20 protein-coding genes are annotated in these 23,605 nt (G+C 68.3%); all 20 read left to right on the top strand.

What is annotated here, in order from left to right; all coding sequences use genetic code 11:
* The first annotated feature begins 58 nt into the window (after positions 1-58).
* Entirely contained in the window at positions 59-1,012 is a 954-nt protein-coding gene (gene rsmH, locus E3T42_RS03065; protein WP_134367513.1) for a 16S rRNA (cytosine(1402)-N(4))-methyltransferase RsmH, read from the top strand.
* On the top strand, positions 1,009-1,611 hold the full coding sequence (locus tag E3T42_RS03060) for a hypothetical protein (RefSeq protein ID WP_134402432.1): 603 nt from the start codon (positions 1,009-1,011) through the stop codon (positions 1,609-1,611). The genes rsmH and E3T42_RS03060 overlap by 4 nt, the downstream gene beginning before the upstream one ends.
* 104 nt (positions 1,612-1,715) lie before the next feature.
* Complete coding sequence (locus tag E3T42_RS03055) at positions 1,716-3,494, top strand: penicillin-binding protein 2 (RefSeq protein ID WP_241975795.1); 1,779 nt, start codon at positions 1,716-1,718, stop codon at positions 3,492-3,494.
* A gap of 14 nt (positions 3,495-3,508) precedes the next feature.
* The gene (locus E3T42_RS03050; protein WP_134402431.1) at positions 3,509-5,053 is read left to right on the top strand and encodes a Mur ligase family protein; all 1,545 of its coding nucleotides are present in this window, start codon (positions 3,509-3,511) and stop codon (positions 5,051-5,053) included.
* The gene (gene murF, locus E3T42_RS03045; RefSeq protein ID WP_134402430.1) at positions 5,054-6,466 is read left to right on the top strand and encodes a UDP-N-acetylmuramoyl-tripeptide--D-alanyl-D-alanine ligase; all 1,413 of its coding nucleotides are present in this window, start codon (positions 5,054-5,056) and stop codon (positions 6,464-6,466) included.
* A complete protein-coding gene (mraY, locus tag E3T42_RS03040) occupies positions 6,463-7,554 on the top strand; it encodes a phospho-N-acetylmuramoyl-pentapeptide-transferase (RefSeq protein WP_134367419.1) in 1,092 nt (363 codons plus the stop codon). Before murF ends, mraY begins: the two co-directional genes overlap by 4 nt.
* A complete protein-coding gene (murD, locus tag E3T42_RS03035; RefSeq protein WP_241975794.1) occupies positions 7,554-9,116 on the top strand; it encodes a UDP-N-acetylmuramoyl-L-alanine--D-glutamate ligase in 1,563 nt (520 codons plus the stop codon). Before mraY ends, murD begins: the two co-directional genes overlap by 1 nt.
* Complete coding sequence (gene ftsW, locus E3T42_RS03030; RefSeq protein ID WP_134402429.1) at positions 9,079-10,395, top strand: putative lipid II flippase FtsW; 1,317 nt, start codon at positions 9,079-9,081, stop codon at positions 10,393-10,395. The genes murD and ftsW overlap by 38 nt, the downstream gene beginning before the upstream one ends.
* On the top strand, positions 10,392-11,465 hold the full coding sequence (locus E3T42_RS03025) for a glycosyltransferase (RefSeq protein ID WP_134367413.1): 1,074 nt from the start codon (positions 10,392-10,394) through the stop codon (positions 11,463-11,465). Before ftsW ends, E3T42_RS03025 begins: the two co-directional genes overlap by 4 nt.
* Positions 11,466-11,601: 136 nt before the next feature.
* Positions 11,602-12,999: a UDP-N-acetylmuramate--L-alanine ligase gene (murC, locus tag E3T42_RS03020; protein WP_134367412.1), complete on the top strand. Its 1,398-nt coding sequence runs from the start codon at positions 11,602-11,604 to the stop codon at positions 12,997-12,999.
* A gap of 13 nt (positions 13,000-13,012) precedes the next feature.
* The gene (locus tag E3T42_RS03015) at positions 13,013-14,128 is read left to right on the top strand and encodes an FtsQ-type POTRA domain-containing protein (RefSeq protein ID WP_134367410.1); all 1,116 of its coding nucleotides are present in this window, start codon (positions 13,013-13,015) and stop codon (positions 14,126-14,128) included.
* 160 nt (positions 14,129-14,288) lie between these two features.
* Positions 14,289-15,485, top strand: a complete 1,197-nt coding sequence (ftsZ, locus tag E3T42_RS03010) for a cell division protein FtsZ (RefSeq protein WP_134367408.1) — start codon at positions 14,289-14,291, stop codon at positions 15,483-15,485.
* 16 nt (positions 15,486-15,501) lie between these two features.
* Positions 15,502-16,206: a YggS family pyridoxal phosphate-dependent enzyme gene (locus E3T42_RS03005; protein ID WP_134402428.1), complete on the top strand. Its 705-nt coding sequence runs from the start codon at positions 15,502-15,504 to the stop codon at positions 16,204-16,206.
* 35 nt (positions 16,207-16,241) lie between these two features.
* Positions 16,242-16,805 carry a cell division protein SepF gene (locus E3T42_RS03000; protein WP_134367404.1) on the top strand — a complete coding sequence of 188 codons (564 nt, stop codon included), beginning with the start codon at positions 16,242-16,244 and terminating at the stop codon, positions 16,803-16,805.
* A gap of 8 nt (positions 16,806-16,813) precedes the next feature.
* The gene (locus tag E3T42_RS02995; RefSeq protein ID WP_134367402.1) at positions 16,814-17,116 is read left to right on the top strand and encodes a YggT family protein; all 303 of its coding nucleotides are present in this window, start codon (positions 16,814-16,816) and stop codon (positions 17,114-17,116) included.
* A gap of 136 nt (positions 17,117-17,252) precedes the next feature.
* On the top strand, positions 17,253-17,882 hold the full coding sequence (locus E3T42_RS02990; RefSeq protein ID WP_134367400.1) for a DivIVA domain-containing protein: 630 nt from the start codon (positions 17,253-17,255) through the stop codon (positions 17,880-17,882).
* Positions 17,872-18,429 carry a signal peptidase II gene (gene lspA / locus E3T42_RS02985; protein ID WP_241975793.1) on the top strand — a complete coding sequence of 186 codons (558 nt, stop codon included), beginning with the start codon at positions 17,872-17,874 and terminating at the stop codon, positions 18,427-18,429. The genes E3T42_RS02990 and lspA overlap by 11 nt, the downstream gene beginning before the upstream one ends.
* 8 nt (positions 18,430-18,437) lie before the next feature.
* Entirely contained in the window at positions 18,438-19,358 is a 921-nt protein-coding gene (locus tag E3T42_RS02980; protein ID WP_134402427.1) for an RluA family pseudouridine synthase, read from the top strand.
* A gap of 107 nt (positions 19,359-19,465) precedes the next feature.
* The gene (gene dnaE, locus E3T42_RS02975; RefSeq protein ID WP_241975797.1) at positions 19,466-22,933 is read left to right on the top strand and encodes a DNA polymerase III subunit alpha; all 3,468 of its coding nucleotides are present in this window, start codon (positions 19,466-19,468) and stop codon (positions 22,931-22,933) included.
* A gap of 180 nt (positions 22,934-23,113) precedes the next feature.
* The coding region (locus tag E3T42_RS02970) for a DUF222 domain-containing protein (RefSeq protein WP_166805298.1) at positions 23,114-23,605 on the top strand (492 nt) is incomplete at its 3' end.

The raw sequence follows: 23,605 nt of genomic DNA, 5'->3' as shown, positions 1-23,605 counted from the left end.
CTTCCCCGGTGGCAGGAACGAATGGATGGGGATCAGGACTCAGGGTCTGACCCGGATTATGGCCATCAACGACATCCACACCCCAGTACTGCTCGAACGCTGCGTCGAGTTGCTCGGCCCGGCGCTGGAGCGCCCCGGCGCGGTCCTCGTCGACGCCACCCTCGGCATGGGCGGGCACGCCGAGGCGTTCCTGCAGCGCTTCCCCGGGCTGACCCTGGTCGGACTCGACCGGGACCTCGACGCCCTGGCCATCGCCGAGGAGCGGCTGAAGCCGTTCCGCGACCGGATCCACCTCGTGCACACCATCTACGACGGCATCCAGGACGCCCTGGCCGGCCTCGGCATCACGGAGGTGTCCGGTGTGCTCTTCGACCTGGGCGTGTCCTCCCTGCAGCTCGACCGGGTCGAGCGCGGGTTCTCCTACTCCAAGGACGCGCCCCTGGACATGCGCATGGACAACACCAGCGACCTGACCGCCGAGCGCATCCTCGCCACCTACAGCGAGCAGGAACTGCGCCGGATCTTCCACGAGTACGGCGAAGAGAAACTGGCCGCACGCTACGCCAAGGCCATCGTCGAAGCTCGGGAAACGACGCCGTTCGTGCGCTCCGCCCAGTTGGTCGCCGTCATCACCGCCGTCACCCCGGTCGTCGTCCAGCGCGCCGGCCACCCGGCGAAACGGGTCTTTCAGGCGCTGCGCATCGAGGTGAACCAGGAACTCGCCGTGCTCGAACGCGCGATCCCGGCGTCGCTCGATGCGGTCTCCGTCGGCGGCCGCATCGTCGTCATGGCCTACCAGTCCCTCGAAGACCGGATCGTCAAGAAACTGCTGGCCAAGGCCTCCAGCTCCAGCGCCCCGGCCGGCCTCCCGGTCGAGCTGCCCGAACACAAACCACTATTCAAGCTTCTGATCCGCGGCGCCGAAATGGCCTCGGAAGACGAAAAAGCGATGAACCCGCGTGCCACGTCGGTTCGACTTCGCGCCGCCGAGCGACTGAGGAGAGCAGCATGAGCGACAACCTCGCACGCGCACCACGACCGAACTGGGCGACCGAGCCCGCCGCCGCGGTGGAGGAACGCCGCCACATCGAGATCGTGTCCTCGAGCAGCCAGCGCCGGGCCCGACCGAAGATCGTCTACGCCCTCTCCGCCGTCACCGGCGTCTCACTGATCGTGCTCGCCCAACTGCTCCTCAGCGTCGGGATCTCCCAGTCCGCCTACGAGGTCTCCCGGCTCCAGGCCAGCCAGGTCGAACTCGGGCGCACCGCGGAGAGCGTGACCGAAGACCTCGTGCGGTCGTCCTCGCCGCAGAGCCTCGCGGCCAACGCGGAGGCCCTCGGTATGGTCAGCAACTCCAACCCGGTCTACCTCCGGCTGTCCGACGGCGCCGTGCTCGGCGCTCCGGCCTCGGCCGCCGGCAGCCAGGGCGGCGCCGCCAGCCTGGTGCCCAACTCCCTCCTCGCCGGGGTGCCTCTCGTGACCCAGCTGCCGCAGGGCAGCGGCCAGGGTGCCAGCGTGGGCGGCTCGGTGGCCCCGGCCGCCGCGCCTGCCGCAGCTCCGGTCGCCTCGACGGCCACGCCGAACGGACTGCCGACGCCCGCGACCCGGTAACGGTTAGGCTGTTCCGGACCGCGGTCTCGTTCCAGCACGCTCGCCCGCCGCTCACCTCCAGAACCCGCCAAACCAGTGGCCCCGGCCGCAGTAAGGACTCACAGGTGGCGAGCAGCACCCGGTCAGGCAGACGGCGCATCGCAGTGACGGTCGTGCTGCTGTTCGCATTCGTCGCCGTGTTCGTGGTCCGGCTGGTGGACATCCAGATCGTGCGCGCCGACACGCTCAACGCCGACTCGCTCGGCAACCGATCGGTCGAGCAACCCGTCTACGGCTCCCGCGGCGACATCGTCGACGCCAACGGCGTGGTCCTGGCCGGCACGGTCATGCGCTACAACATCACCCTGTCGCCACGGAACGCGGCCGAATTCGAACGCACCACCGACGCCGGCAAGGTGACCGTGACCGTCGCCCAGGCCGCGGCCGAGGTCGGCGCCCTCACCGGGCAGTCCGGGGACGCCATCCTCAAGATCATCGCCGACGCCCTCGCCGAGAACAAGGACTCCGACTACGCCTTCGTCGCCCGCGCGGTGGACGTCTCGGTCTTCCGGGCCATCGACAAGCTCGAGATTCCGTGGATGTACGCCGAGAAGAATCCCAGCCGGGTCTACCCCGACGGCGCCGTCGCCGGCAACCTGGTCGGGTTCGTGTCGTCCGTGGGGGAGGCGCAGGCCGGGCTCGAGCTCGGCCAGGACGCCTGCCTGGCCAGCAGCAACGGGATCGAGACCTACGAGAAGGGCGCCGACGGTGTTCGCCTGCCGCAGAGCACGGTGACCACCAGGCAGGCCGAGAACGGCGGCGACGTCGTCACCACGATCGACTCCGACCTGCAGTGGTACGTGCAGCAGGTGCTGGCCAAGCAGGCCATCGCGACCGGGGCGGCGTGGGGCAACGTCGTCGTGCAGGAAGTGAAGACCGGCAAGCTGGTGGCTGTGGCGGACTACCCCTCGGTGGACCCCAACAACGTCAACGGCACCCCGAACCCCGACGACCGCGGGTCGCGGGCGTTCACGGCCTCCTTCGAACCGGGCTCGACGTTCAAGGCACTCACCGCGGCATCCGTGCTCGATGCGGGCGTGGCCACGCCGTACAGCAAGGTCGTCGCGCCCTACCGGTACCTCCCGGCGAACGGTGCCAACGTGAACGATAGCTCCGGCCACGCCGACCTGAACCTCACCCTGACCGGCGTGCTGATCGAATCCTCCAATACCGGGATGTCCAAGTTCGGCGAGATGATCAGCGATGAGCAGCGCTACGACTACATGACCAAATTCGGGATCGGCGCGGTCACCGAATCGGGCTTCCTCGCCGAGGACTCCGGCATCCTGCACCCGTGGCAGGACTGGGACAACCAGACCAAGTACGCGACCATGTTCGGGCAGGGTCTGACGACCACGGCACTGCAGGTGTCCAGCATCTACCAGACGATCGGCAACAACGGGGTACGCATGCCCGTGCAGCTGGTGGCGGGCTGCCGGCACGCCGACGGCACCATGACCGAGGTCCCGCCGACGACCGGGACACCGGTGATCTCGGCCACCGCCGCGCGCGACACCGCCGACATGCTCGAGATGGTCTACCAGAAGGGCTGGCTGGCCGCGAAGTGGAACATTCCCGGCTACCGCGTGGCCGCCAAGACCGGCACGGCGCAGATGCCGGACGGGCAGGGAGGGTACACCAAGGGGTACCTGGTGTCGGTCTCCGGCTTCGCCCCGGCCGACGATCCGCAGTACGTCGTGTCCGTCAGCCTCGCCGATCCTGTTAAACTGAACTCTTCGGCGGCATCTGCTCCGGTCTTCCAGGAGGTCATGAGCCAGGTGCTGAAGAAGTACCGGGCGGTTCCATCGGGCGCCACCGCGCCTGCCCTTCCCGGTACCTGGTAAGAAAGCGAGCCCCCGTGACCGAATTGGCACCCTCGGCTCTCCGTCCTCAGCATCCGGTCCCCAGATCGTTGTCGGGACTGGTCGATGAATTCGAACTTTATTTGCGCGGCGACGTGGATGGCCTCGAGGTCACCGGCGTCAGCCTGAGTTCGCGCACCGTGCAGCCCGGAGACCTCTACGTCGGCGTACCCGGACGGGCCAGCCATGGCGCGTCCTTCGCCGCGGCCGCCCGCGAGGCCGGCGCCGTCGCCATCCTGACCGATGAGGCCGGCGCGCTCCTCGCCGCCGGCAGCGGCCTCCCCATCCTGGCGACCCCCGACGCGCGCGCCGCGCTGGGAGCCGTCGCCGCCTGGATCTACCGCACGGAGGACAACCCGGCGACGCTCTTCGCCGTCACCGGCACGAACGGCAAGACCAGCGTGGTCTACCTGCTCTTCGCCATCCTGAATCAGCTGGGCGTCGTGTCCGGGCTCACCTCGACCGCCGAACGCCGCATCGGCGAGCTGGCCGTCGTGAGCGCCCTGACCACCCCGGAAGCCACCGAACTGCACGCGCTGCTGGCACGGATGCGCGAGGCCGAGGTTCGGGCCGTCGCCATCGAGGTGTCGGCGCAGGCGCTCAGCCGCCACCGGGTCGACGGCCTCGTCTTCGACGTGGCCGGGTTCACCAACCTGAGCCACGACCACCTCGACGACTATGCCGGCCTGGACGAGTACTTCCAGGCCAAGCTCGAGCTCTTCCAGCCCGACCGCTCCCGCCGCGGCGTGATCACGGTGGACTCCGGCTGGGGTCGCCGGATCGTCGAGGAGTGCCGCATCCCGGTCACCACCCTCAGCAGCAACCCCGCGGTCGACGCCGACTGGCACATGAGCATCGTCGACGAGAGCGCGCTCTACACCGAGTTCCTGCTCGAGGGCCCGGAAGGCCGTCGGCTGCAGACCCGGGTTCCCCTGGTCGGCTGGTTCATGGCCGCCAACGCGGCCCTCGCCATCCTGCTGCTGGTCGAATCCGGCTACGACCTCGAGGCCATCGCGCACACGCTCGACCGCGACGGCGGCATCGACGTCTACATCCCCGGTCGGGCCGAGCGCATCTCGGGCGACGCGGGCCCGCTCGTCTACATCGACTACGGCCACAGCCCGGATGCGTTCCTGAACACCCTGGCCGCCATCCGCAAGTTCACGCCCGGCCGCCTGATCATGGTGTTCGGGGCCGACGGCGACCGCGACACCACCAAGCGCGCCGACATGGGCGCCATCGCGGCGCGCGGGTCGGACATCGTGGTCGTCACAGACTTCCACCCGCGGTTCGAAGACCCCGCGGCCATCCGTGCCACGCTCCTGGCAGCAGCCAGGGAAGCCGTCCCCGACGGGGAGTTCTACGAGGTCGCGGATCCCCGCACGGCGTTCCGCACGGCACTCTCACTAGCGAAAGAAGGCGACGCGATCTTGTACGCGGGACCAGGGCATGAAAATTATCACGAAGTCGCCGGCGTCAAGATTCCGTACTCCGCCAGGGACGATTCCCGCCAGGCGCTGCGCGAAGCCGGGTGGCTGTAGATGATCGCCCTCACCCTGACCGAGATCGCCGCGGCCGTCTCCGGGGTCCTCCACCTCGACGGCAGCGCGCTGACCGCCGAGTCCGTCGTCGACGGCACGGTGCACACCGACTCGCGCGAATCCGTGCCCGGTTCGATCTTCGTGGCCAAGCCCGGGGACGTGACCGACGGCCACCTCTTCGCCCCGTCCGCCGCCGGGCAGGGCGCGGCGCTTTTGATCGTCGAACGGCGCCTGGACCTGCCCGTGGCCCAGATCGTCGTCGCCGACGCCGTGGTGGCGCTGGGCGACCTGGCCACCGAGGTCGTGCTCCGCGTGCGTGCCGCCGGCAACCTGAAGATCGTCGGCGTCACCGGCTCGAACGGCAAGACCACCACCAAGAACCTGATCCGGGCCGTGCTCGAACGGGTCGGGCCCACCGTCGCCGCCCGGGCCTCCTTCAACAACGAGGTCGGCGCGCCGCTGACCATGCTCGAACTCACGATGGACACCCGATTCCTCGTGGCCGAAATGGGTGCGAGCGCCGTCGGCGAGATCGCCCGGCTGATCAGGATGGCCCGTCCCGACATCGGCATCGTGCTCAAGGTCGGCCTCGCCCACGCGGGCGAGTTCGGCGGCATCGAGGCCACCGTCCTGGCCAAGACCGAGATGGTCACCGACCTGCTGGCCACGGATGTCGCCGTGCTGAACGCCGACGACCCGCGCGTCGCCGGGATGGCCGCCGCCACCGCGGCCCGGATCGTCTGGTTCGGCCAGTACTGCGACGAGGGCGTGCGCGCCACCGACGTGCACGGGACCGCGACCGGCACCACCTTCACCCTGCAGCTGGCCTCGGGGGAGTCACGGCCGGTGTCCTTCCAGGTGCTCGGCGAGCACCACGTGATGAACGCACTGGCCGCCGCGGCCGCCGCCGAACTCCTCGGCGTCGGGATCGACGACATCGTCTCCGCCCTTGAATCCGTGCAGACCGCCGAGCGCTGGCGGATGCAGGTGATGGGTGGGCGTGAGGGCGTGACCGTGATCAACGACGCCTACAACGCGAGCCCCGACTCGATGACCGCCGCGCTGAAGACACTCGCCCAGATCGCCGCCCCCGGGCAGCGCACCTTCGCCGTCCTCGGCGAGATGAGCGAACTGGGCGAGCTGGCCGGCGAAGAGCATGACCGGATCGGCCTGATGGCCGTGCGGCTGAACATCTCCCAGCTCGTCGTCGTGGGCCGCGGCGCGCGGCGCATGCACATCAGCACGATCAACGAAGGATCCTGGGACGGGGAGTCGGCGTTCGTCGAGTCGTCGGACGAGGCCTTCGACCTGCTGACGAAGACGGTGCGACCGGGAGACACTGTGCTGGTCAAATCGTCCAATTCCGCCGGCCTGCGCTTTCTCGGCGACCGGCTCGGAGAGTGGTTCTCATGAGAGCACTGCTGATGGCCGGAGCCTTCTCCCTCGTCTTCACCCTGGCGTTCACGCCACTGTTCATCCGGCTGTTCAAGAAGCTGGGCTGGGGGCAGTTCATCCGCGACGACGGGCCGCAGAGCCACCACGCCAAACGCGGCACCGCCACCATGGGCGGCATCATCATCATCCTCGGCACCGTGATCAGCTACTTCTCGGCCATGTGGATCACCGGGAGCCACATCCCGATGTCGCCGCTGCTGGTGCTATTCATGATGGTGGGCCTCGGCTTCGTCGGTTTCATCGACGACTTCCTCAAGACCCGCAACCAGCGCAGCCTCGGTCTCGGCGGCTGGGCCAAGGTCATCGGGCAGGTCATCGTGGCGAGCACCTTCGCCCTCCTCTCGATCCAGTTCCCGAACATCAACGGGGTGACGCCGGCGTCGACGAAAATCTCGCTGCTGCGGGACCTGCCGCTGGACTTCATGCAGCTCGGCGCCATCATCGGCACCATCCTCTTCGTGATCTGGATCTGCCTGATCGTGGCGGCCACCTCCAACAGCGTCAACGTCACCGACGGGCTCGACGGCCTCGCCACCGGTTCCTCGATCCTCTCGATCGGCGCCTTCATCGTGATCGGTTTCTGGCAGTCCAACCAGGCCCGGTTCGGGGGAGCGGACGTCGCCGACCTCTACCGCTCCTACGACGTGCGCGACCCGCTCGACCTGGCGATCGTGTCGGCGGCCATCGTCGGCGGCCTGATCGGCTTCCTCTGGTACAACACGTCGCCGGCGAAGATCTTCCTCGGCGACACCGGGTCACTCGCCATCGGCGGCGCCCTGGCCGCCCTGGCCATCCTCAGCCGCACCGAGCTGCTCCTAGTGCTGATCGGCGGGCTGTTCGTGTTCGAGGCCGGCTCCGTCATCGTGCAGCGCGCCTACTTCAAACTCACCCGCGGCAAACGCATTTTCCTGATGAGCCCGATCCACCATCACTTCGAGCTCAAGGGCTGGGCCGAAGTCACCGTCGTGGTGCGCTTCTGGATCATCGGCGGCCTCCTGGTGGCCGCGGGCGTCGGGTCGTTCTACCTCGAATGGCTGGCCAGCTAGTGACCGGAAGACACTCCGGCGGCGCCTCGCTCGCCGCAGCGGATGCCGCGCGCCTGGACGGCCTGACCAGCTGGCACTCCGACTGGTCCGGCCTGCGGGTGGGCGTGCTCGGCCTGGGCGTCACCGGCTTCGCGGCCGCGGACACCCTCGCCGAACTCGGCGCCGAGGTGCTCGTCGTGGCCGGGACGGCACCGGAGCAGACCATCCGCCTGCTCGACGTGATCGGGGCGGGCCTCGTGCAGGCCGCCCCGGCCACCGTGCCCGCCGAACTGATCGAGCACCGGCCGGACGTGCTGATCGCATCGCCGGGCTTCCACCCCGACCACCCGCTACTGCTCTGGGCTGCGACCGCCGGCATCCCGGTCTGGGGTGACATCGAGCTGGCCTGGCGCCTGCGGGACAAGGTCGGTGCCCCGGCCGAATGGATCCTCGTCACCGGCACCAACGGTAAGACCACCACGGTGCAGCTCACCGCCACCATGCTCGCCGCAGCAGGCCACCGGGTGGCGCCCTGCGGCAACATCGGCGTGCCCGTGCTCGACGCCGTGCGCGACCCGCAGGGCTGGGACGTGCTCGTGGTCGAGCTCTCCAGTTACCAGCTGCACCACCTGCCCCGCACCGGTCCGGGAGCGCTCGTGCCCTGGGCCAGCGTCTGCCTGAACATCGCCGACGACCACCTCGACTGGCACGGCTCGGCCAAGGCGTACCGCGACGCGAAAGCCACGGTCTACGCGAACACGAAGTCGGCCTGCGTCTACAACAAGGCGGATGCCGCCACGATGCGCATGGTCGAGGACGCCGACGTCGTCGAGGGGGCTCGGGCGATCGGCTTCGGCCTCGGTGTGCCCGGTCCCAGCGACCTCGGCATCGTGGACGGAATCCTCTGCGACCGCGCGTTCCACGAGGACCGGCACGAGACGGCCGTGGAGATCACCACCGTGCAAGACCTCCGCGCCAACGGGCTCAGTGCGCCGCACCTCCTCGCCGACATCCTCGCGGCCAGCGCCCTCGCCCGGTCCTTCGGCGTGCCCGCCGCGGTCATCCACGACGCGCTCGAAGACTTCAGGCTCGACGCGCACCGGATCGAGATCGTGGCCGAGGCCGCCGGCATCCGCTGGATCGACGATTCGAAGGCCACCAACCCGCACGCGGCCGACGCGTCACTGACCGCGTTCGACTCCGTCGTCTGGCTCGTCGGAGGCCTGCTCAAGGGCGTCGACATCGACCAGCTGGTGGCCGGCCACGTCGGGCACCTGCGGGGCGCCGTCATCATCGGAGTCGACCGTTCCGTGCTGCGCGACGCATTCCGGCGACACGCGCCCGAGCTGCGGGTGTTCGAGATCGAGGCCGACGACACTGGTCAGGTCATGCCGGAGGCCGTGCGGCTGGCGGCCGACCTCGCCGAAACCGGCGACGTCGTGCTACTCGCGCCGGCCGCCGCATCCATGGACCAGTTCACCGACTACGCCCAGCGCGGCCGGTTGTTCGCCGAAGCCGTGCACGAATATCTTGGAGGTGATCGGGGTGGCGACTCCGCCTCGGACCCGCGCGCCCAGGCCTGACCTGGCCGCGGCGACCGCCGCCACCCGGACGGCGGGGCCCCATGCTGCGGGACCCGCTCCGGAGGCCGAGGACGCGGGGCACGCCGCCCGCATCCATCTCGGCCGGGTCCTGCACGCCGAGTCCGCCAGCTACTTCCTGCTGCTGGGCACGACCCTGTTCCTGATCGTGTTCGGACTGGTCATGGTGCTCTCGTCCTCCTCGGTGGACTCCTACCTGGAGAACACCGGGTTCTTCGGCACAGTGCTGCGCCAGGGCGGGTTCGCCCTGATCGGGGTGCCCCTGATGTTGCTGATCAGCCGGCTGCCGCTCAAGTTCTGGCGGCGCGTCTCCTGGCCGGCGCTGATCATCTCCTGCCTGCTCCAGTGCCTGGTAGTGTTCACGCCGCTCGGCATCGAAGTGGCCGGCAACACCAATTGGCTCTCCATCGGCGGGATCCAGTTCCAGCCCTCCGAGGGCATCAAGCTGGCCCTGGTCATCTGGCTCGGCATGATCTTGTCCCAGAAGCAGAACAAGCTCGACGACTGGCGCCACGTCTACATCCCCGTCTTCGGCGTGGGCGGCGGCGCCGTCATGCTGGTCCTGATCGGCGGGGACCTCGGCACCGTCATGATCATGGCGGGCATCCTCTTCGGCGCGCTCTTCTTCGCCGGGGTGCGCCTGCGCATGCTGGGCCTTCCGCTCGGGGTCGGTGCCGTGCTCGCTCTCCTGATGGCGTTGACCAGCTCCAACCGGATGACGCGCATCCTGAGCTTCCTCGGTGACGGCTGCGACGCGGTCGACGGCCCCATCTCGGCCGCCTGCTGGCAGCCGTTGCACGGTACCTGGGCCCTCGCCAACGGGGGAGTGTTCGGCGTGGGGCTCGGCAACTCCAAAGCGAAGTGGTCCTGGCTGCCCGCCGCCGACAACGACTATATCTTCGCCATCATCGGCGAGGAGCTCGGCCTGATCGGCGCGATCGTGGTGCTGGCCATGTTCATCCTCCTGGCGTTCGCGTTCCTGCGGATCATGCGCACCAGCGTGAGCATGCAGGCCAGGGTCTCCACCGCGGCCGTCATGGTCTGGCTGATCGGCCAGGCGTTCGTCAACATCGGCGTGGTCCTCGGCGTGTTCCCCGTTCTCGGCGTGCCGCTCCCGCTGGTCTCGTCCGGCGGCACAGCCCTGCTGTCGACGCTGGGCGCCATCGGAATCGTGCTGTCCTTCGCCCACGGCGACCATGCCGGCTCGCCGGCCAACGCGGCCTCGCCGGCCAACACAGCGCTGACGGGAGAGAACCGGTGACCACCTACCTTCTGGCCGGAGGCGGAACCGCCGGCCACGTGAACCCCCTGCTGGCGGTGGCGGACACCATCGCCGCGCGGGAACCGGACGCCACTCTGATCGTGCTCGGCACCCGGGAGGGGCTCGAGGCCAGGCTGGTTCCCGCCCGCGGCTACGAGCTCGTGTTCGTGCCCCGGCTGCCGTTCCCGCGTCGTCCGAACCGCCAGGCCCTCACTTTCCTGCCGCGGTTCAACCAGGCGGTCGCCGACCTTGCCGACCTCCTCGCCGCCCGCGGCGTCGACGTCGTGGTGGGTTTTGGCGGCTACGTGTCCACGCCGGCGTACCTGGCCGCCCGCCGGTCAGGCATCCCCATCGTCATCCACGAGGCCAATTTCAAGGCCGGCCTGGCCAACCGGCTGGGCGCCTGGTTGACCCACCATGTCGGTGTCGCCTTCGCCGGCACCCGGATCCGGCGCGCGCACACCGTCGGGATGCCGCTGCGCGCCGAAATCGCCGAGCTGGACCGGGACGCGACTCGCCCGGAGGCGCTCGCCTTCTTCGGCCTCGCCGAGGAGCGGCCCACCCTGCTCGTCACCGGCGGATCCCTCGGCGCGAGAAGACTGAACACGACGATCGTCCAATCCGCGCCCGCGCTGATCGCCGCCGGGTGGCAGGTGCTGCACATCACCGGCGACAAGTCCGAGGTGAGCGACCCCGGTCTGGGGCACTATCGCATGATCTCCTATTGCGACCGGATGGACCTGGCGCTGTCAGCGGCGGACTTCGCCGTGTCCCGGTCCGGCGCCGGCACGGTGTCCGAGCTGAGCGCCCTGGGCATCCCGGCCGCGTACGTGCCGTACCCGGTGGGCAACGGCGAGCAGCGCTTCAACGCGGCCGACGTCGTCGCGTCCGGCGGCGGAATCCTCGTCGATGACGCGGACTTCCTCCCCGAATGGGTCCGGGACGAGCTCATCCCCGTGCTGAGCGACCGGTCGCGGGTGCGCCGGATGGGCGTCGCGGCGGCATCCGCCGGGGCCAGGGACGGCGCCGCCAGAATGGTCGACTTCATTCAGGGCGCGGTCCGGGGGTAACCGCCCGGGTTCGCGCCCGCCGCGGTCAATCCGGCATTCCGGGGCCGCGGCGGCTAACGTGGTTTCAGCACACCGAGCACCTGTCTTCAACCATTCGTCTCCACATTCGTCTCCGACTGAGAAGAGCGCAGCAACCGTGATCAAGCCCGATCTGAACCTCACCATTCCCCGAGATCTCGGAACGGTGCATTTCGTGGGCATCGGCGGCTCGGGGATGAGCGGCATCGCGCGCCTGTTCATCGACGCCGGGCACACGGTGACCGGGTCTGACGTGCGGGAGTCGGACAACGTGCTGGCACTGCGCAAACTGGGCGCGCGCATCGCGATCGGCCACGCGGCCGAGAACGTCGGCGACGCCGACAGCCTCGTCGTCACGGGCGCGCTCTGGCAGGACAACCCCGAGTACGTGCTGGCCAGGGAGAAGGGCCTCCCGGTGCTGCACCGGTCGCAGGCCCTGGCCTGGCTGATCGAGAAGCACCGTCTGGTCGCCGTGGCCGGCGCCCACGGCAAGACCACCTCCACCGGCATGATCGTGACCGGCCTGCTCGGCCTGGGACAGCACCCGAGCTTCGTCAACGGCGGCGTGATCGAGTCCCTCGGCGTGTCGGCGGCCAGCGGAACCGACGATCTCTTCGTCGTCGAGGCCGACGAATCCGACGGGTCGTTCCTGCTCTACAACACGGCCGTGGCTTTGGTCACCAACGTCGACCCCGACCACCTCGACCACTACGGCTCGCTGGAAGCGTTCGAGGCGGCCTTCGTGGAGTTCGCCCAGAACGCGACCGAACTCGTCGTCATCTCCTCCGACGACCCTGGCGCGGTCAGTGTGACCGGCAAGCTGGCCGAAAAGCGCGTCATCACCTTCGGCGAGGACGACGGCGCCGACGTGCGGCTGCACTCCGTGGTCACGGACGGGCCGGTGCGCTTCGGCGTGGCGTGGGCCGGCCACGACTACTTCGCCACCCTCCGCATCCCGGGCCGGCACAACGCCATCAACGCCGCCGGGGCCTTCGCTGTGCTGGTGGGACTCGGGTTCGAGGCTGAAGCGTCCCTGGCCGCCATCTCGGAGTTCGGCGGCACGGAGCGCCGGTTCGAACTGCACGGCACAGTCGGCGGCGTGAGCGTCTACGACGACTACGCCCATCACCCGACCGAAGTGGCCGCAGCCCTGTCCGCCGCCCGAACCGTGGTCGGCTCCGGCCGCATCATCGCCGTGCACCAGCCGCACCTGTACAGCCGCACCCGGCTCTTCGCGCAGGAATTCGCGGACGCCCTCGAGACCTGCGCCGACCAGACCGTCGTACTGGGCGTGTACGGCGCCCGGGAAGACCCCGAGCCCGGCGTCACCGGCACGCTCGTCGCCGACCGGTTCCTCGACCCGTCCCACGTGGTCTACGTGCCCGACTGGCAGGAGGCCGCGGACTACGTCGCCTCCATCGCCCGGGACGGCGACTTCGTGGTCACCCTCGGCTGCGGCGACGTGTACCGCATCGTTCCCCAGCTCCTCGGCTCGCTCACGCGGGCGCGCGGATGAGCCGCGCCCGGGCATGAGGCGGCCACAGGGCTTCGAACGTCCGGTCGTTCCTCCCGCCGAAACGCCGACCGACAGCGCCCCGCCGGCGCGCAAGGGGGCCGGCATCCGTCGCCCCGTGCGCCCGCCCGCCGCCCAATCTTTCGTGCGCGGTTCGTGGCCCTCGCGTGGCGCCGCGTCCACCGAACCGAACACCGAGTCGTTCACCGAGCCGATCACCGTGCAGCCGGCATCCGCCCTTCCGGGTCCCCTGGCCTCGGTGTCTCCACTGCGGCCGGGCTCGGGCGCGAGCCCCGCACCCACGCCGCCTGCGGACACGCGCTCGACGAAGACGCAGCCGGCCGACAAACCTGCGGCGCCCCTCACACCGGCCGGGGCCAGGCTCAAGCTGCGGGCCGCCCGGCGGGCTCGGAAACGCTACGAGCGCGAGGAGGTCAGGCGGTTCACCTGGCGGTCACGCCGCCGGCGCAATGCCTGGCTGGCGTCCCTGGGCGTCACCGTCGTCCTGGCCGCTTTCGTCGTCGTCGGCGTCTACTCGCCGCTGATGGCGCTGCGCACGATCGAGGTCGTCGGAGCGAACCGGATCCCGGCGGACAAGATTCAGGCGGCTCTGGGCGACCAGCTCGGCACGCCGTTGCCGCTCGTCGATCTGGCCGAGGTGAAGAAGGACCTGTCCGAGTTCACCCTGATCCAGAGCTACGTCACCGAGAGCCGCCCGCCCGCCACACTGGTGGTGCGCATCGTCGAGCGCGAGCCGGTCGGGGCATTGGCGACCGGCGCGGGCTTCGACCTGGTCGACGCGGCCGGAGTGGTGATCCAGAGCAGCCCGGAGCGCCCGGCCGGGTACGCCACCATCGATGCGCGCTCGGGGTCGGGCAGCGCCGGCTTCCTCGCCGCGACGGCCGTGATCGCCGCTTTGCCGGAGAGCATCCGCACCGGACTGGACACAGTGACCGCGGCCACCAAGGACGATGTCACCCTGACGCTGGTCGGCGGGGCCCGCGTGGTCTGGGGAAGCGCGGAGAAGTCGGAGTACAAGGCGGTCGTCCTGGCCGCCCTGATCGTGAGCCACCCGGTGGGCACCGTCGGCGAATACGACGTGTCCTCGCCCGACAGCGCCGTTCTTCGCTGAATCGGCGAGTTCTTCGCTGAGTTCTGGGCTGAATCTTCGCGACACGCGGGCGCGCCTCCCCGTCCCGGCACGGCTGGCGCATAACTTCGATACAGGAATTGCATACTCAGCATAACTTTAAACTTCGACAAGAGGTTTAGGGTTCCACCGGAGGCCGGACGTGTCAACAACAAATCAGAACTACCTCGCAGTCATCAAGGTTGTTGGAATCGGTGGCGGCGGTGTCAACGCCGTCAACCGCATGATCGAGCTCGGCCTCCGCGGGGTCGAGTTCATCGCCATCAATACGGATGCCCAGGCGCTCCTGATGAGCGACGCCGACGTCAAACTCGACGTGGGCCGCGACCTCACCCGCGGCCTCGGCGCCGGCGCCGACCCCGAGGTGGGCCGTCGCGCCGCCGAGGATCACGCCGAAGAAATCGAAGAGGCCCTGGCTGGCGCGGACATGGTCTTCGTCACGGCAGGCGAGGGTGGTGGAACGGGCACCGGCGGTGCGCCCGTCGTCGCCCGCATCGCCAAGTCCATCGGCGCGCTCACCATCGGTGTCGTCACCAAGCCCTTCGGCTTCGAGGGCAAGCGCCGCCAGGCGCAGGCCGAGGCCGGCGTCGCCTCCCTCAAGAACGAGGTCGACACCCTCATCGTCGTGCCGAACGACCGCTTGCTGGAGATCAGCGACCGCGGCATCAGCATGCTCGAGGCGTTCGCCACCGCCGACCAGGTCCTCCTCGCCGGTGTGCAGGGCATCACCGACCTGATCACCACCCCCGGCCTGATCAACCTCGACTTCGCCGACGTCAAGTCGGTCATGCAGGGCGCCGGTTCCGCGCTGATGGGCATCGGCTCCTCCCGCGGCGCCGACCGTGCCATCAAGGCCGCCGAACTGGCCGTGGCATCGCCGCTGCTCGAGGCGTCCATCGACGGGGCGCACGGCGTACTCCTGTCCATCCAGGGTGGCTCGAACCTCGGAATCTTCGAGATCAATGACGCCGCCCGCCTGGTGCAGGAAGCCGTCCACCCCGAAGCCAACATCATCTTCGGTGCCGTCATCGACGACACCCTCGGCGACGAGGTGCGGGTCACCGTGATCGCGGCCGGGTTCGACGGCGGAGAGCCGGGTGCCAAGGCCGTCGAGGTGCGCCGGGCCGACCTCGTCGCCGCCGGCGTCGCGGCGGGCGTCTCCTCGAACGGCGCCGGTTCGAATGGTACCGCCGCGGACGCGAACGATTCCGCCGCCTATTCCGTCGGTGACGCCTCCGCGTCCTCGGTCTGGTCCGGCGTCGAACCGGGTGCGGCCGTCGCCGACCCCGCCTTCGAAGAAGACCCGGACGACCTGGACATCCCGGACTTCCTGAAGTAGCGGGGCGAACGGCGAGATGAGTGACCCCGACCTGGCCGGCCTGCGCGACCTGGCCGGCCTGGCGGAGCGCCTGGCCGCCGTGCGCAGTGGAATCGCTGCCGCGGCGGCCTCGGCCGGGCGCGACGAACGGGACATCGTGACCGTCGTCGTGACCAAGTTCCACCCGGTCACCCTGATCGAGCAGCTCGTCGCCCTCGGCGTGCACGATGTCGGCGAGAACCGTCATCAGGAAGCCCAGGCGAAGGTCGAGGCCCTGGCCGGACTGGACCTGACCTGGCATTTCGTCGGCCAGGTCCAGGGCAAGAAGGCCAAACAGGTTCGGGCCTACGCCGACGTCATTCACTCCGTCGACCGGGCCTCACTGGTCGACGCGCTCAGCTCGGAATCCGACGTCATCGACTGCTTCGTGCAGGTGAACCTCACCGACGACCCGGCACGCGGGGGAGTCGACCCCGGCCTGCTCGACCCCCTGGTCGAACGAGTCCTGTCCACCTCGGGGCTGCGCCTGCTCGGACTGATGGCGGTGGCCCCGCTCGGCGAGGAACCCAGGCGGGCCTTCGCCCGGGTTCGTGAGCTGGGCGAGCGCATCCGGCTGCTGGCGCCGGAGGCGAAGTTCCTGTCCATGGGCATGTCCCAGGACTACCCGGAGGCGATCAGCGAAGGGGCGACACACCTTCGAATTGGCACAGCAATCACCGGTAATCGCCCGGTACCCGGTTAATCTGGATAAGTAGAATCACCAACACGGAGGTCGAGATGTCCAACCCGCTCAAGAAAACCATGGTTTACCTGGGCCTGGCAGACGAGGAACTCGAATACGAGGCGCCCGCTGCTGCGCCCGTGTCGACCGCCCCGCACTCCGCTGCGTCCAGTCCAGCATCGTCGCACTCGGCGGCCCCGAAGACCGCGGCTCCTCACTCCTCCGCCTCCACCTCTTCGCACTCCGCCTCGTCGCACTCCGCCGGCTCGGCCGGCCGTGCACCGGTGACACCGCTGCGCAAGACTTCCACCCCTAAGAATGTGGCTACCTCAGACATGAATGAAATCCTCACCGTCCACCCGCGCCAGTACAAGGACGCCCAGGTGATCGCCGAATCCTTCCGGGACGGCATCCCGGTCATCATCAACCTGTCCCAGATGAGCGACGCGGATGCCCGGCGTCTGATCGACTTCGCCAGCGGCCTGTCCCAGGGCCTGTACGGCAAGATCGAGCGCGTCACCGCGAAGGTCTTCCTGCTGTCCCCGTCCCACGTCGTCGTGTCCGGCGACAACGCGGCTGAGGAAACCGACGCCGAGGCGTCCTTCTTCGCCCAGTCGTAGCGCGCACCGTGTCCATCATCGGGATCATCGCGGGCCTCGCGTACTTCGTTCTGCTGCTCTATTTCTTCGTGATGTGGGGGCGGTTCATCGTCGATCTGGTGCGCAGTGTCAACCGGTCGTGGCGCCCTCAGGGCTTCACGCTCGTGCTGATCGAGTTCGTATACACCGTGACCGACCCGCCGATCAAGTTCTTCCGGCGGCTCCTGCCGCCGCTCCGGCTCGGCCCCATCGCGTTCGATTTCGGCTGGAGCCTGACCATGCTCTGCGTCATCATCGGAATGTCCGTGATGACGTTCGCGCAGAGGTTATAGACCCCCTCACACTCGGGCCATGTATTCTTGACCGACGACGCGTCCGGTCGGCGCGGTTCGACATCACGTCGGACCTTGGTACCGTTGGTCGAACGCAAACAAATGTTCACAACTCAAGTTTTAAGGGTGGAAAGCCATGGCGTTAACTCCGGAAGATGTAGTCAACAAGCGGTTCCAGTCGACTAAATTTCGCGAAGGTTACGATCAGGACGAGGTCGATGACTTCCTTGACGAGGTCGTTGTCGAGCTTCGTCGACTGACCGCTGAGAACGAGGAGCTCAAGGCTCGCGTTTCCTCCGGTGGCGGCGCCTCCGAGCCCGTTGCCGAGCCCGTCGAGTCCGCGCCGATCGCCGAAACGGTTGCCGAGCCCGTCGTGGCCGCAGCCGTGCCCGTCCCGGCTCCGGTTGTCGCCGAGCCCATCGACGAGACCGCCGGCACCACGAACCTCCTCCAGCTGGCCCGCCGCCTGCACGAGGAGCACGTCAAGGAGGGCGCCGAGAAGCGCGATGCACTCATCGCCGAGGGCCACGCCACCGCCGCCCGTCTCGTCGCCGAGGCGGAAGCCAAGCAGCGTGCGCAGCTCAACATCCTCGACCAGGAGCGTTCGGTCCTCGAGACCAAGATCGATGACCTGCGCACCTTCGAGCGCGAGTACCGCCAGAAGCTGAAGAGCTACATCGAGTCCCAGCTGCACGACCTCGACGCCACGTCGCCGGTCGAGTCGAGCAACGCCTCGAAGCCGAGCTTCCAGAGCTTTGGCGCCTAAGGTCGGAGCGAAGAAACGCTCCACTGCGCTGATCGTCCTCGCCCTCGTGGCGCTGGCCATCTACGCACTGGATCAGATCAGCAAGTTCCTCGTCGTCACGAGACTGACCGAGGGTGACGTCGTCCGGGTTCTGGGAAGCGTGCTGCAACTGCAGTTCGTCCGGAACCCGGGCGCGGCTTTTTCCCTGGCCACGGGGATGACCTGGGTTTTCTCCATCATCGCCGTCGTCGTGGTGTTCCTCATCGTCTGGTTCGCCGGACGCATCCGCTCACTCGCGTGGTCGCTCGTCTTCGGTCTGCTGCTCGGCGGCGTGCTCGGCAACCTGACCGACCGTCTCCTGCGGGAGCCGTCTTTCGGTCAGGGACATGTCATCGACTTCATCGCGACACCCTGGCTGATCCCCGCCATCTACAACGTCGCCGACATGGCCATCGTGTCGAGCATGATCATCTTCATGTACCTGACCATTCGCGGCATCGGCCTCGACGGCCGCCGCACCAGCGCTTCAGACACGTCCGACGTGGCTCCCACCCAGTTAGCACCCTGATCCTCTCTATGGAAACTCGCTCCCTTCCCCTTCCGGACGGACTCGCCGGCGTGCGCGTCGACGCCGGCATCGCCAAGCTCCTCGGCTTCTCGCGGAGTTTCGCGGCCGAGGTGTGCGAGGCCGGCGGGGTCACTCTCAACGGTGCCGTGGTCGGCAAGTCCGACCGCCTGCACGGGGGAGCCTGGCTGGAGGTGACCTGGCAGCCCCGGGAAGCCCTGGCGATCGTTCCCATCGCGGTGCCGGACCTCACCATCGTTCACGACGACGAGAGCATCGTCGTCGTGAACAAGCCGTCCGGCGTCGCCGCGCACCCCAGTGTCGGCTGGACCGGGCCGACCGTCCTCGGCGCCCTCTCCGCGGCCGGCTACCGGATCGCGACCTCAGGGGCCAGCGAACGGGCCGGGATCGTGCACCGCCTCGACGTGGGCACCAGCGGCCTGATGGTCGTCGCCAAATCCGAAGCTGCCTACACCTGGCTGAAGAAGGCATTCCACGATCGCGAAGTCGAGAAGATCTACCACGCCGTCGTGCAGGGGCACCCCGACCCGCTCGCGGGAACCGTCGACGCTCCCATCGGCCGCCACCCGCGGTCGGACTGGAAGTTCGCGGTGATCGCCGGCGGCAAGGACTCCGTCACGCACTACGAGACCCTGGAGGCGTTCCGGTCGGCGTCGCTGGTGGAGGTACACCTGGAGACGGGACGCACCCACCAGATCCGAGTGCACATGGCCGCGCAGCAGCATCCGTGCGTCGGCGACGCCATGTATGGTGCAGACCCGTCGATCACAGCGCGTCTGGGCCTGACCCGGCAATGGCTGCACGCCAGGCAGCTGGCCTTCTTCCACCCCGATTCCCGGGACTGGGTCACGTTCACCACCGAATACCCCGCCGACCTCGCGCATGCACTCGACGTGCTGCGCGATGCCTAGGCTGGAGAGTCCAACCTCAACACCTCGGAGCCGTTTTGTCCTCTCAGAATAAGTCGGGTGGATCGAATGATTCGTTCGTGCACCTCCACGTGCACAGCGAGTACTCGATGCTCGATGGTGCCGCGCGCGTCAAACCGCTGATCAACGCGGCCATCGAGCAGGGGATGCCTGCGGTCGCCATTACCGACCACGGCAACGTGTTCGGCGCCTTCGACTTCTGGCGCACCGCCACCGAGGCCGGCATCAAGCCGATCATCGGCACCGAGGCCTACATCACTCCCGGCACCGACCGGCGCGACAAGACCCGGGTGCGCTGGGGCGCCTCCGGCCAGAACCGGGACGACGTCGGCGGCGCCGGCTCCTACACCCACATGACCCTGCTCTCCGAGACCACGGCGGGGATGCACAACCTGTTCCGGCTCTCGTCCAAGGCCAGCCTGGAGGGGTACTATTTCAAACCAAGGATGGACCGGGAGCTGCTCTCCGAGTTCTCCACCGGCCTGATCGGCACGACCGGATGCGTCGGTGGCGAGGTGCAGACCCGCCTCCGCCTCGGGCAGTACGAGGAGGCGAAGAAGGCCGCCGGCGACTTCCAGGACATCTTCGGCAAGGAGAACTTCTTCTGCGAGATCATGGACCACGGCATCGACATCGAACGCCGCACCATGACCGACCTGCTGAAGCTCGCCGGAGAGCTCAAACTTCCGCTGGTCGCCTCCAACGACCTGCACTACACCCACGCCCACGACGCGACCGCCCACGCGGCCCTGCTCTGCGTGCAGTCCGCCTCGACCCTCGACGACCCGAACCGCTTCAAGTTCGACTCCGACGAGTTCTATCTCAAGACCGCCGCGCAGATGCGGCACCTGTTCCGCGACCACCCGGAAGCCTGCGACAACACGCTGCTGATCGCCGAACGCTGCCAGGTGGACTTCAACACCAAAGCCAACTACATGCCCCGCTTCCCCTGCCCGGAAGGGGAGAACGAGGAGAGCTGGTTCGTCAAGGAGAACGAGATCGGGCTGGCCAAGCGCTACCCGAAGGGCATCCCGGACGACGTGCGCAAACGAGCCGACTACGAGATCGGCATCATCATCCAGATGGGCTTCCCCGGCTACTTCCTCGTGGTCGCCGACTTCATCATGTGGGCGAAGCAGCAGGGCATCCGGGTGGGTCCCGGCCGTGGCTCGGGCGCCGGCTCGATGGTGGCCTACGCCATGGGCATCACCGACCTCGACCCGCTGATCCACGGCCTGATCTTCGAACGGTTCCTGAACCCGGACCGCGTCTCCATGCCCGACTTCGACGTCGACTTCGACGAGCGCCGGCGCGGTGAGGTGATACACTACGTCACCGAGAAGTACGGCGAAGAACGCGTCGCCCAGATCGTCACCTACGGCACGATCAAGGCCAAGCAGGCCCTGAAAGACGCCTCCCGGGTGCTCGGGTTCCCATTCGGCATGGGCGACAAGCTCACAAAGGCCATGCCGCCGGCCATCATGGGCAAGGACGTGCCCCTGACCGGCATGTTCGACAAGGACCACGCGCGCTACCGCGAGGCGGCCGACTTCCGCGCGGTGATCGAATCCGACCCCGAGGCCCGCACCGTCTTCGACACGGCCCTGGGCCTGGAGAACCTGAAACGCCAGTGGGGCGTCCACGCCGCCGGCGTGATCATGAGCTCCGACCCGCTGATCGACATCATCCCGATCATGAAGCGCGAAGCGGACGGCCAGGTCGTCACGCAGTTCGACTACCCGGCATCCGAGGCCCTGGGCCTGATCAAGATGGACTTCCTGGGGCTGCGCAACCTCACCATCATCGACGACACCCTCGACAACATCGCGGTCAACCGTGGTCACCGGCCCGTGCTCGAGGAGCTCGGGCTGGACGACCCGCTGGCCTACGAGCTGCTCGCCCGGGGCGACACCCTCGGGGTGTTCCAGCTGGACGGCGGGCCCATGCGCTCCCTGCTGCGCCTGATGAAGCCCGACAACTTCGAAGACATCTCGGCTGTCATCGCCCTCTACCGGCCCGGCCCCATGGGCGCCAACTCGCACACCAACTACGCGCTGCGGAAGACCGGTCAGCAGGAGATCATCCCGATCCATCCCGAGCTCGAAGAAGCCCTGCAGGACGTCATCGGCACCACCTACGGCCTGATCGTCTACCAGGAACAGGTCATGTCGATCGCGCAGAAACTGGCCGGCTTCTCCCTCGGCCAGGCGGACCTGCTGCGCCGGGCGATGGGCAAGAAGAAGAAATCCGAACTGGACAAGCAGTTCGAGGGTTTCTCCGGCGGAATGGTCGCCAACGGCTACTCCATGGACGCGGTGAAGACAGTCTGGGACATCCTGCTCCCGTTCTCCGACTACGCCTTCAACAAGGCGCACTCGGCCGCGTACGGGGTGCTCTCGTACTGGACCGCCTACCTCAAGGCCAAATACCCGGCCGAGTACATGGCCGCGCTCCTGACCAGCGTCGGCGATTCGCGCGACAAGCTCGCGCTGTACCTGAACGAGTGCCGCAGGATGGGCATCCAGGTCCTGCCGCCGGACGTGAACGAGTCCATCGGCTACTTCGCGGCCGTGGGCACGGACATCCGTTTCGGTATGGGGGCGGTGCGCAACGTCGGCTTCAACGTCGTCGACGCCATCCGCCTCGCCCGGAAGGAGAAGGGGCGGTTCGAGTCGTTCCACGACTTCCTGCGCAAGGTACCGATCCAGGTGGCCAACAAACGCACGATCGAGTCCCTCGTCAAGGCCGGTGCGTTCGACTCCCTCGGAGCGACCCGGCGCGGCATGGTCGAAATCCATGAGGCCGCGGTCGAATCGGCCGTGAAAATCAAGCGCGACGAGGAACACGGCATGGTCGGGTTCGACTTCGACAGCCTGTTCGACGACCCGCAGGAAACCGAGCAGGTGCCGGACCGTCCCGAGTGGGGCAAGAAGGAGAAGCTCGCCTTCGAACGGGACATGCTGGGGCTGTACGTGTCCGACCACCCGCTGGCCGGGCTCGAGATCCCGCTGGCCAAGCACGCCAGCACCACCATCGTCGACCTGATGGCGTCGGAGCAGACCCAGGATGCCGACACCGTCACCATCGCCGGGCTGATCACGAGCGTGCAGCACCGGATCGCGAAGAAGTCGGGCAACCAGTACGGCATCATCCAGGTCGAGGACTTCGGCGGGGAGATCGCCGTGATGTTCATGGGCAAGGCCTACCAGGAGTTCTCGCCCGACCTGATCAGCGACTCCATCGTGGTCGTGCGGGGCCGGGTGAGCATGCGCGACGACGGGATGAACCTGCACGCGTACAGCATCTTCGCGCCGGAACTCGGGCAGGCCTCCGACTCGGGGACGCTGACCGTCACCCTGGCGGAGTCCCGGGCGACGACCGACACCGTGACGGCGTTGGGCGAGGTCATCACCCGCCACATCGGAACGTCAGAGGTCAGGCTCAAATTGATCAAGGGCAACACCGCGCGCGTGTTCGAGCTGCCCCACCAGGTGAAGATCAGCGCGGACCTCTTCGGGGAGCTGAAGAGCCTGCTCGGGCCCAACTGCCTGACCTAGGGTAGTATTTATCTTCTAAATCNCGTTCTATGTTTGCTAAAATTGTGCGTATGGATGACCCCACTGCAACCCTCGACGCCGCTGTGGTGGCTGCTGCGTTCGCGGCCCTCGCGGGCGAGGTGGGTGCCACGCTGTGGTGTTCAGGGGGTGCGGGGGTGCGATGACGATGGCCTGCTGCAGGTGACCGCGGCGGTGGAGCAGCTCGGCCGAAGGGTGGACGCCCTGCGGGTGGCGACGGCGGCGGCGATCGCCGACCGGTCCCGGCCCGAGCTCGATACCGGGCGGCTCTCGGTCCGGAAGGCCTGCCTCACCCCGTCGGACCTGATCCAGCGGGTGACGCTGGTCTCGCGTCCGACCGCGCAGCGCCGGATCCGGCTGGGCGCGCAGCTGCGCACCCGGTTCACCCTCGCGAGGCAGGCCCTGCCGCCCGCGTTCCCGGCGACCGCGGCGGGCCTGGCGTCCGGGGAGATCGGCCTCGACAGCGTCGACGCGATCCTGACCGCCCTGGTACCCACGCTCCGCTGCACCGACCTGGACCAGGTGCAGACGGCCGAGTCCGAACTCGTTGCCGCCGCCACCGGAGGCGGCGGCGACCACCCGGTGGCGGTGCCCGCGGACGAGATCCGGATTCAGGCCCTGGTCTGGAAGACCGTGATCGCGCCCGACGGGTCC

The sequence above is a fragment of the Cryobacterium sp. TMT4-10 genome (assembly GCF_004403275.1).
GTDB classification, from domain to species: Bacteria; Actinomycetota; Actinomycetes; order Actinomycetales; family Microbacteriaceae; genus Cryobacterium; species Cryobacterium shii.
Note: the sequence above shows the minus strand (reverse complement) of the source record. Positions and strands in the feature narration are given on the sequence as shown.

What these genes read in the sequence shown, in the direction of transcription:
- rsmH (WP_134367513.1), top strand. Translation starts at nt 59, where the DNA reads ATGGCCATCAACGACATCCACACCCCAGTACTGCTCGAACGCTGCGTC.
- E3T42_RS03060 (WP_134402432.1), top strand. Translation starts at nt 1,009, where the DNA reads ATGAGCGACAACCTCGCACGCGCACCACGACCGAACTGGGCGACCGAG.
- murF (WP_134402430.1), top strand. Translation starts at nt 5,054, where the DNA reads ATGATCGCCCTCACCCTGACCGAGATCGCCGCGGCCGTCTCCGGGGTC.
- mraY (WP_134367419.1), top strand. Translation starts at nt 6,463, where the DNA reads ATGAGAGCACTGCTGATGGCCGGAGCCTTCTCCCTCGTCTTCACCCTG.
- E3T42_RS03015 (WP_134367410.1), top strand. Translation starts at nt 13,013, where the DNA reads ATGAGGCGGCCACAGGGCTTCGAACGTCCGGTCGTTCCTCCCGCCGAA.
- E3T42_RS03005 (WP_134402428.1), top strand. Translation starts at nt 15,502, where the DNA reads ATGAGTGACCCCGACCTGGCCGGCCTGCGCGACCTGGCCGGCCTGGCG.
- E3T42_RS03000 (WP_134367404.1), top strand. Translation starts at nt 16,242, where the DNA reads ATGTCCAACCCGCTCAAGAAAACCATGGTTTACCTGGGCCTGGCAGAC.
- E3T42_RS02990 (WP_134367400.1), top strand. Translation starts at nt 17,253, where the DNA reads ATGGCGTTAACTCCGGAAGATGTAGTCAACAAGCGGTTCCAGTCGACT.
- E3T42_RS02980 (WP_134402427.1), top strand. Translation starts at nt 18,438, where the DNA reads ATGGAAACTCGCTCCCTTCCCCTTCCGGACGGACTCGCCGGCGTGCGC.
- dnaE (WP_241975797.1), top strand. Translation starts at nt 19,466, where the DNA reads ATGCTCGATGGTGCCGCGCGCGTCAAACCGCTGATCAACGCGGCCATC.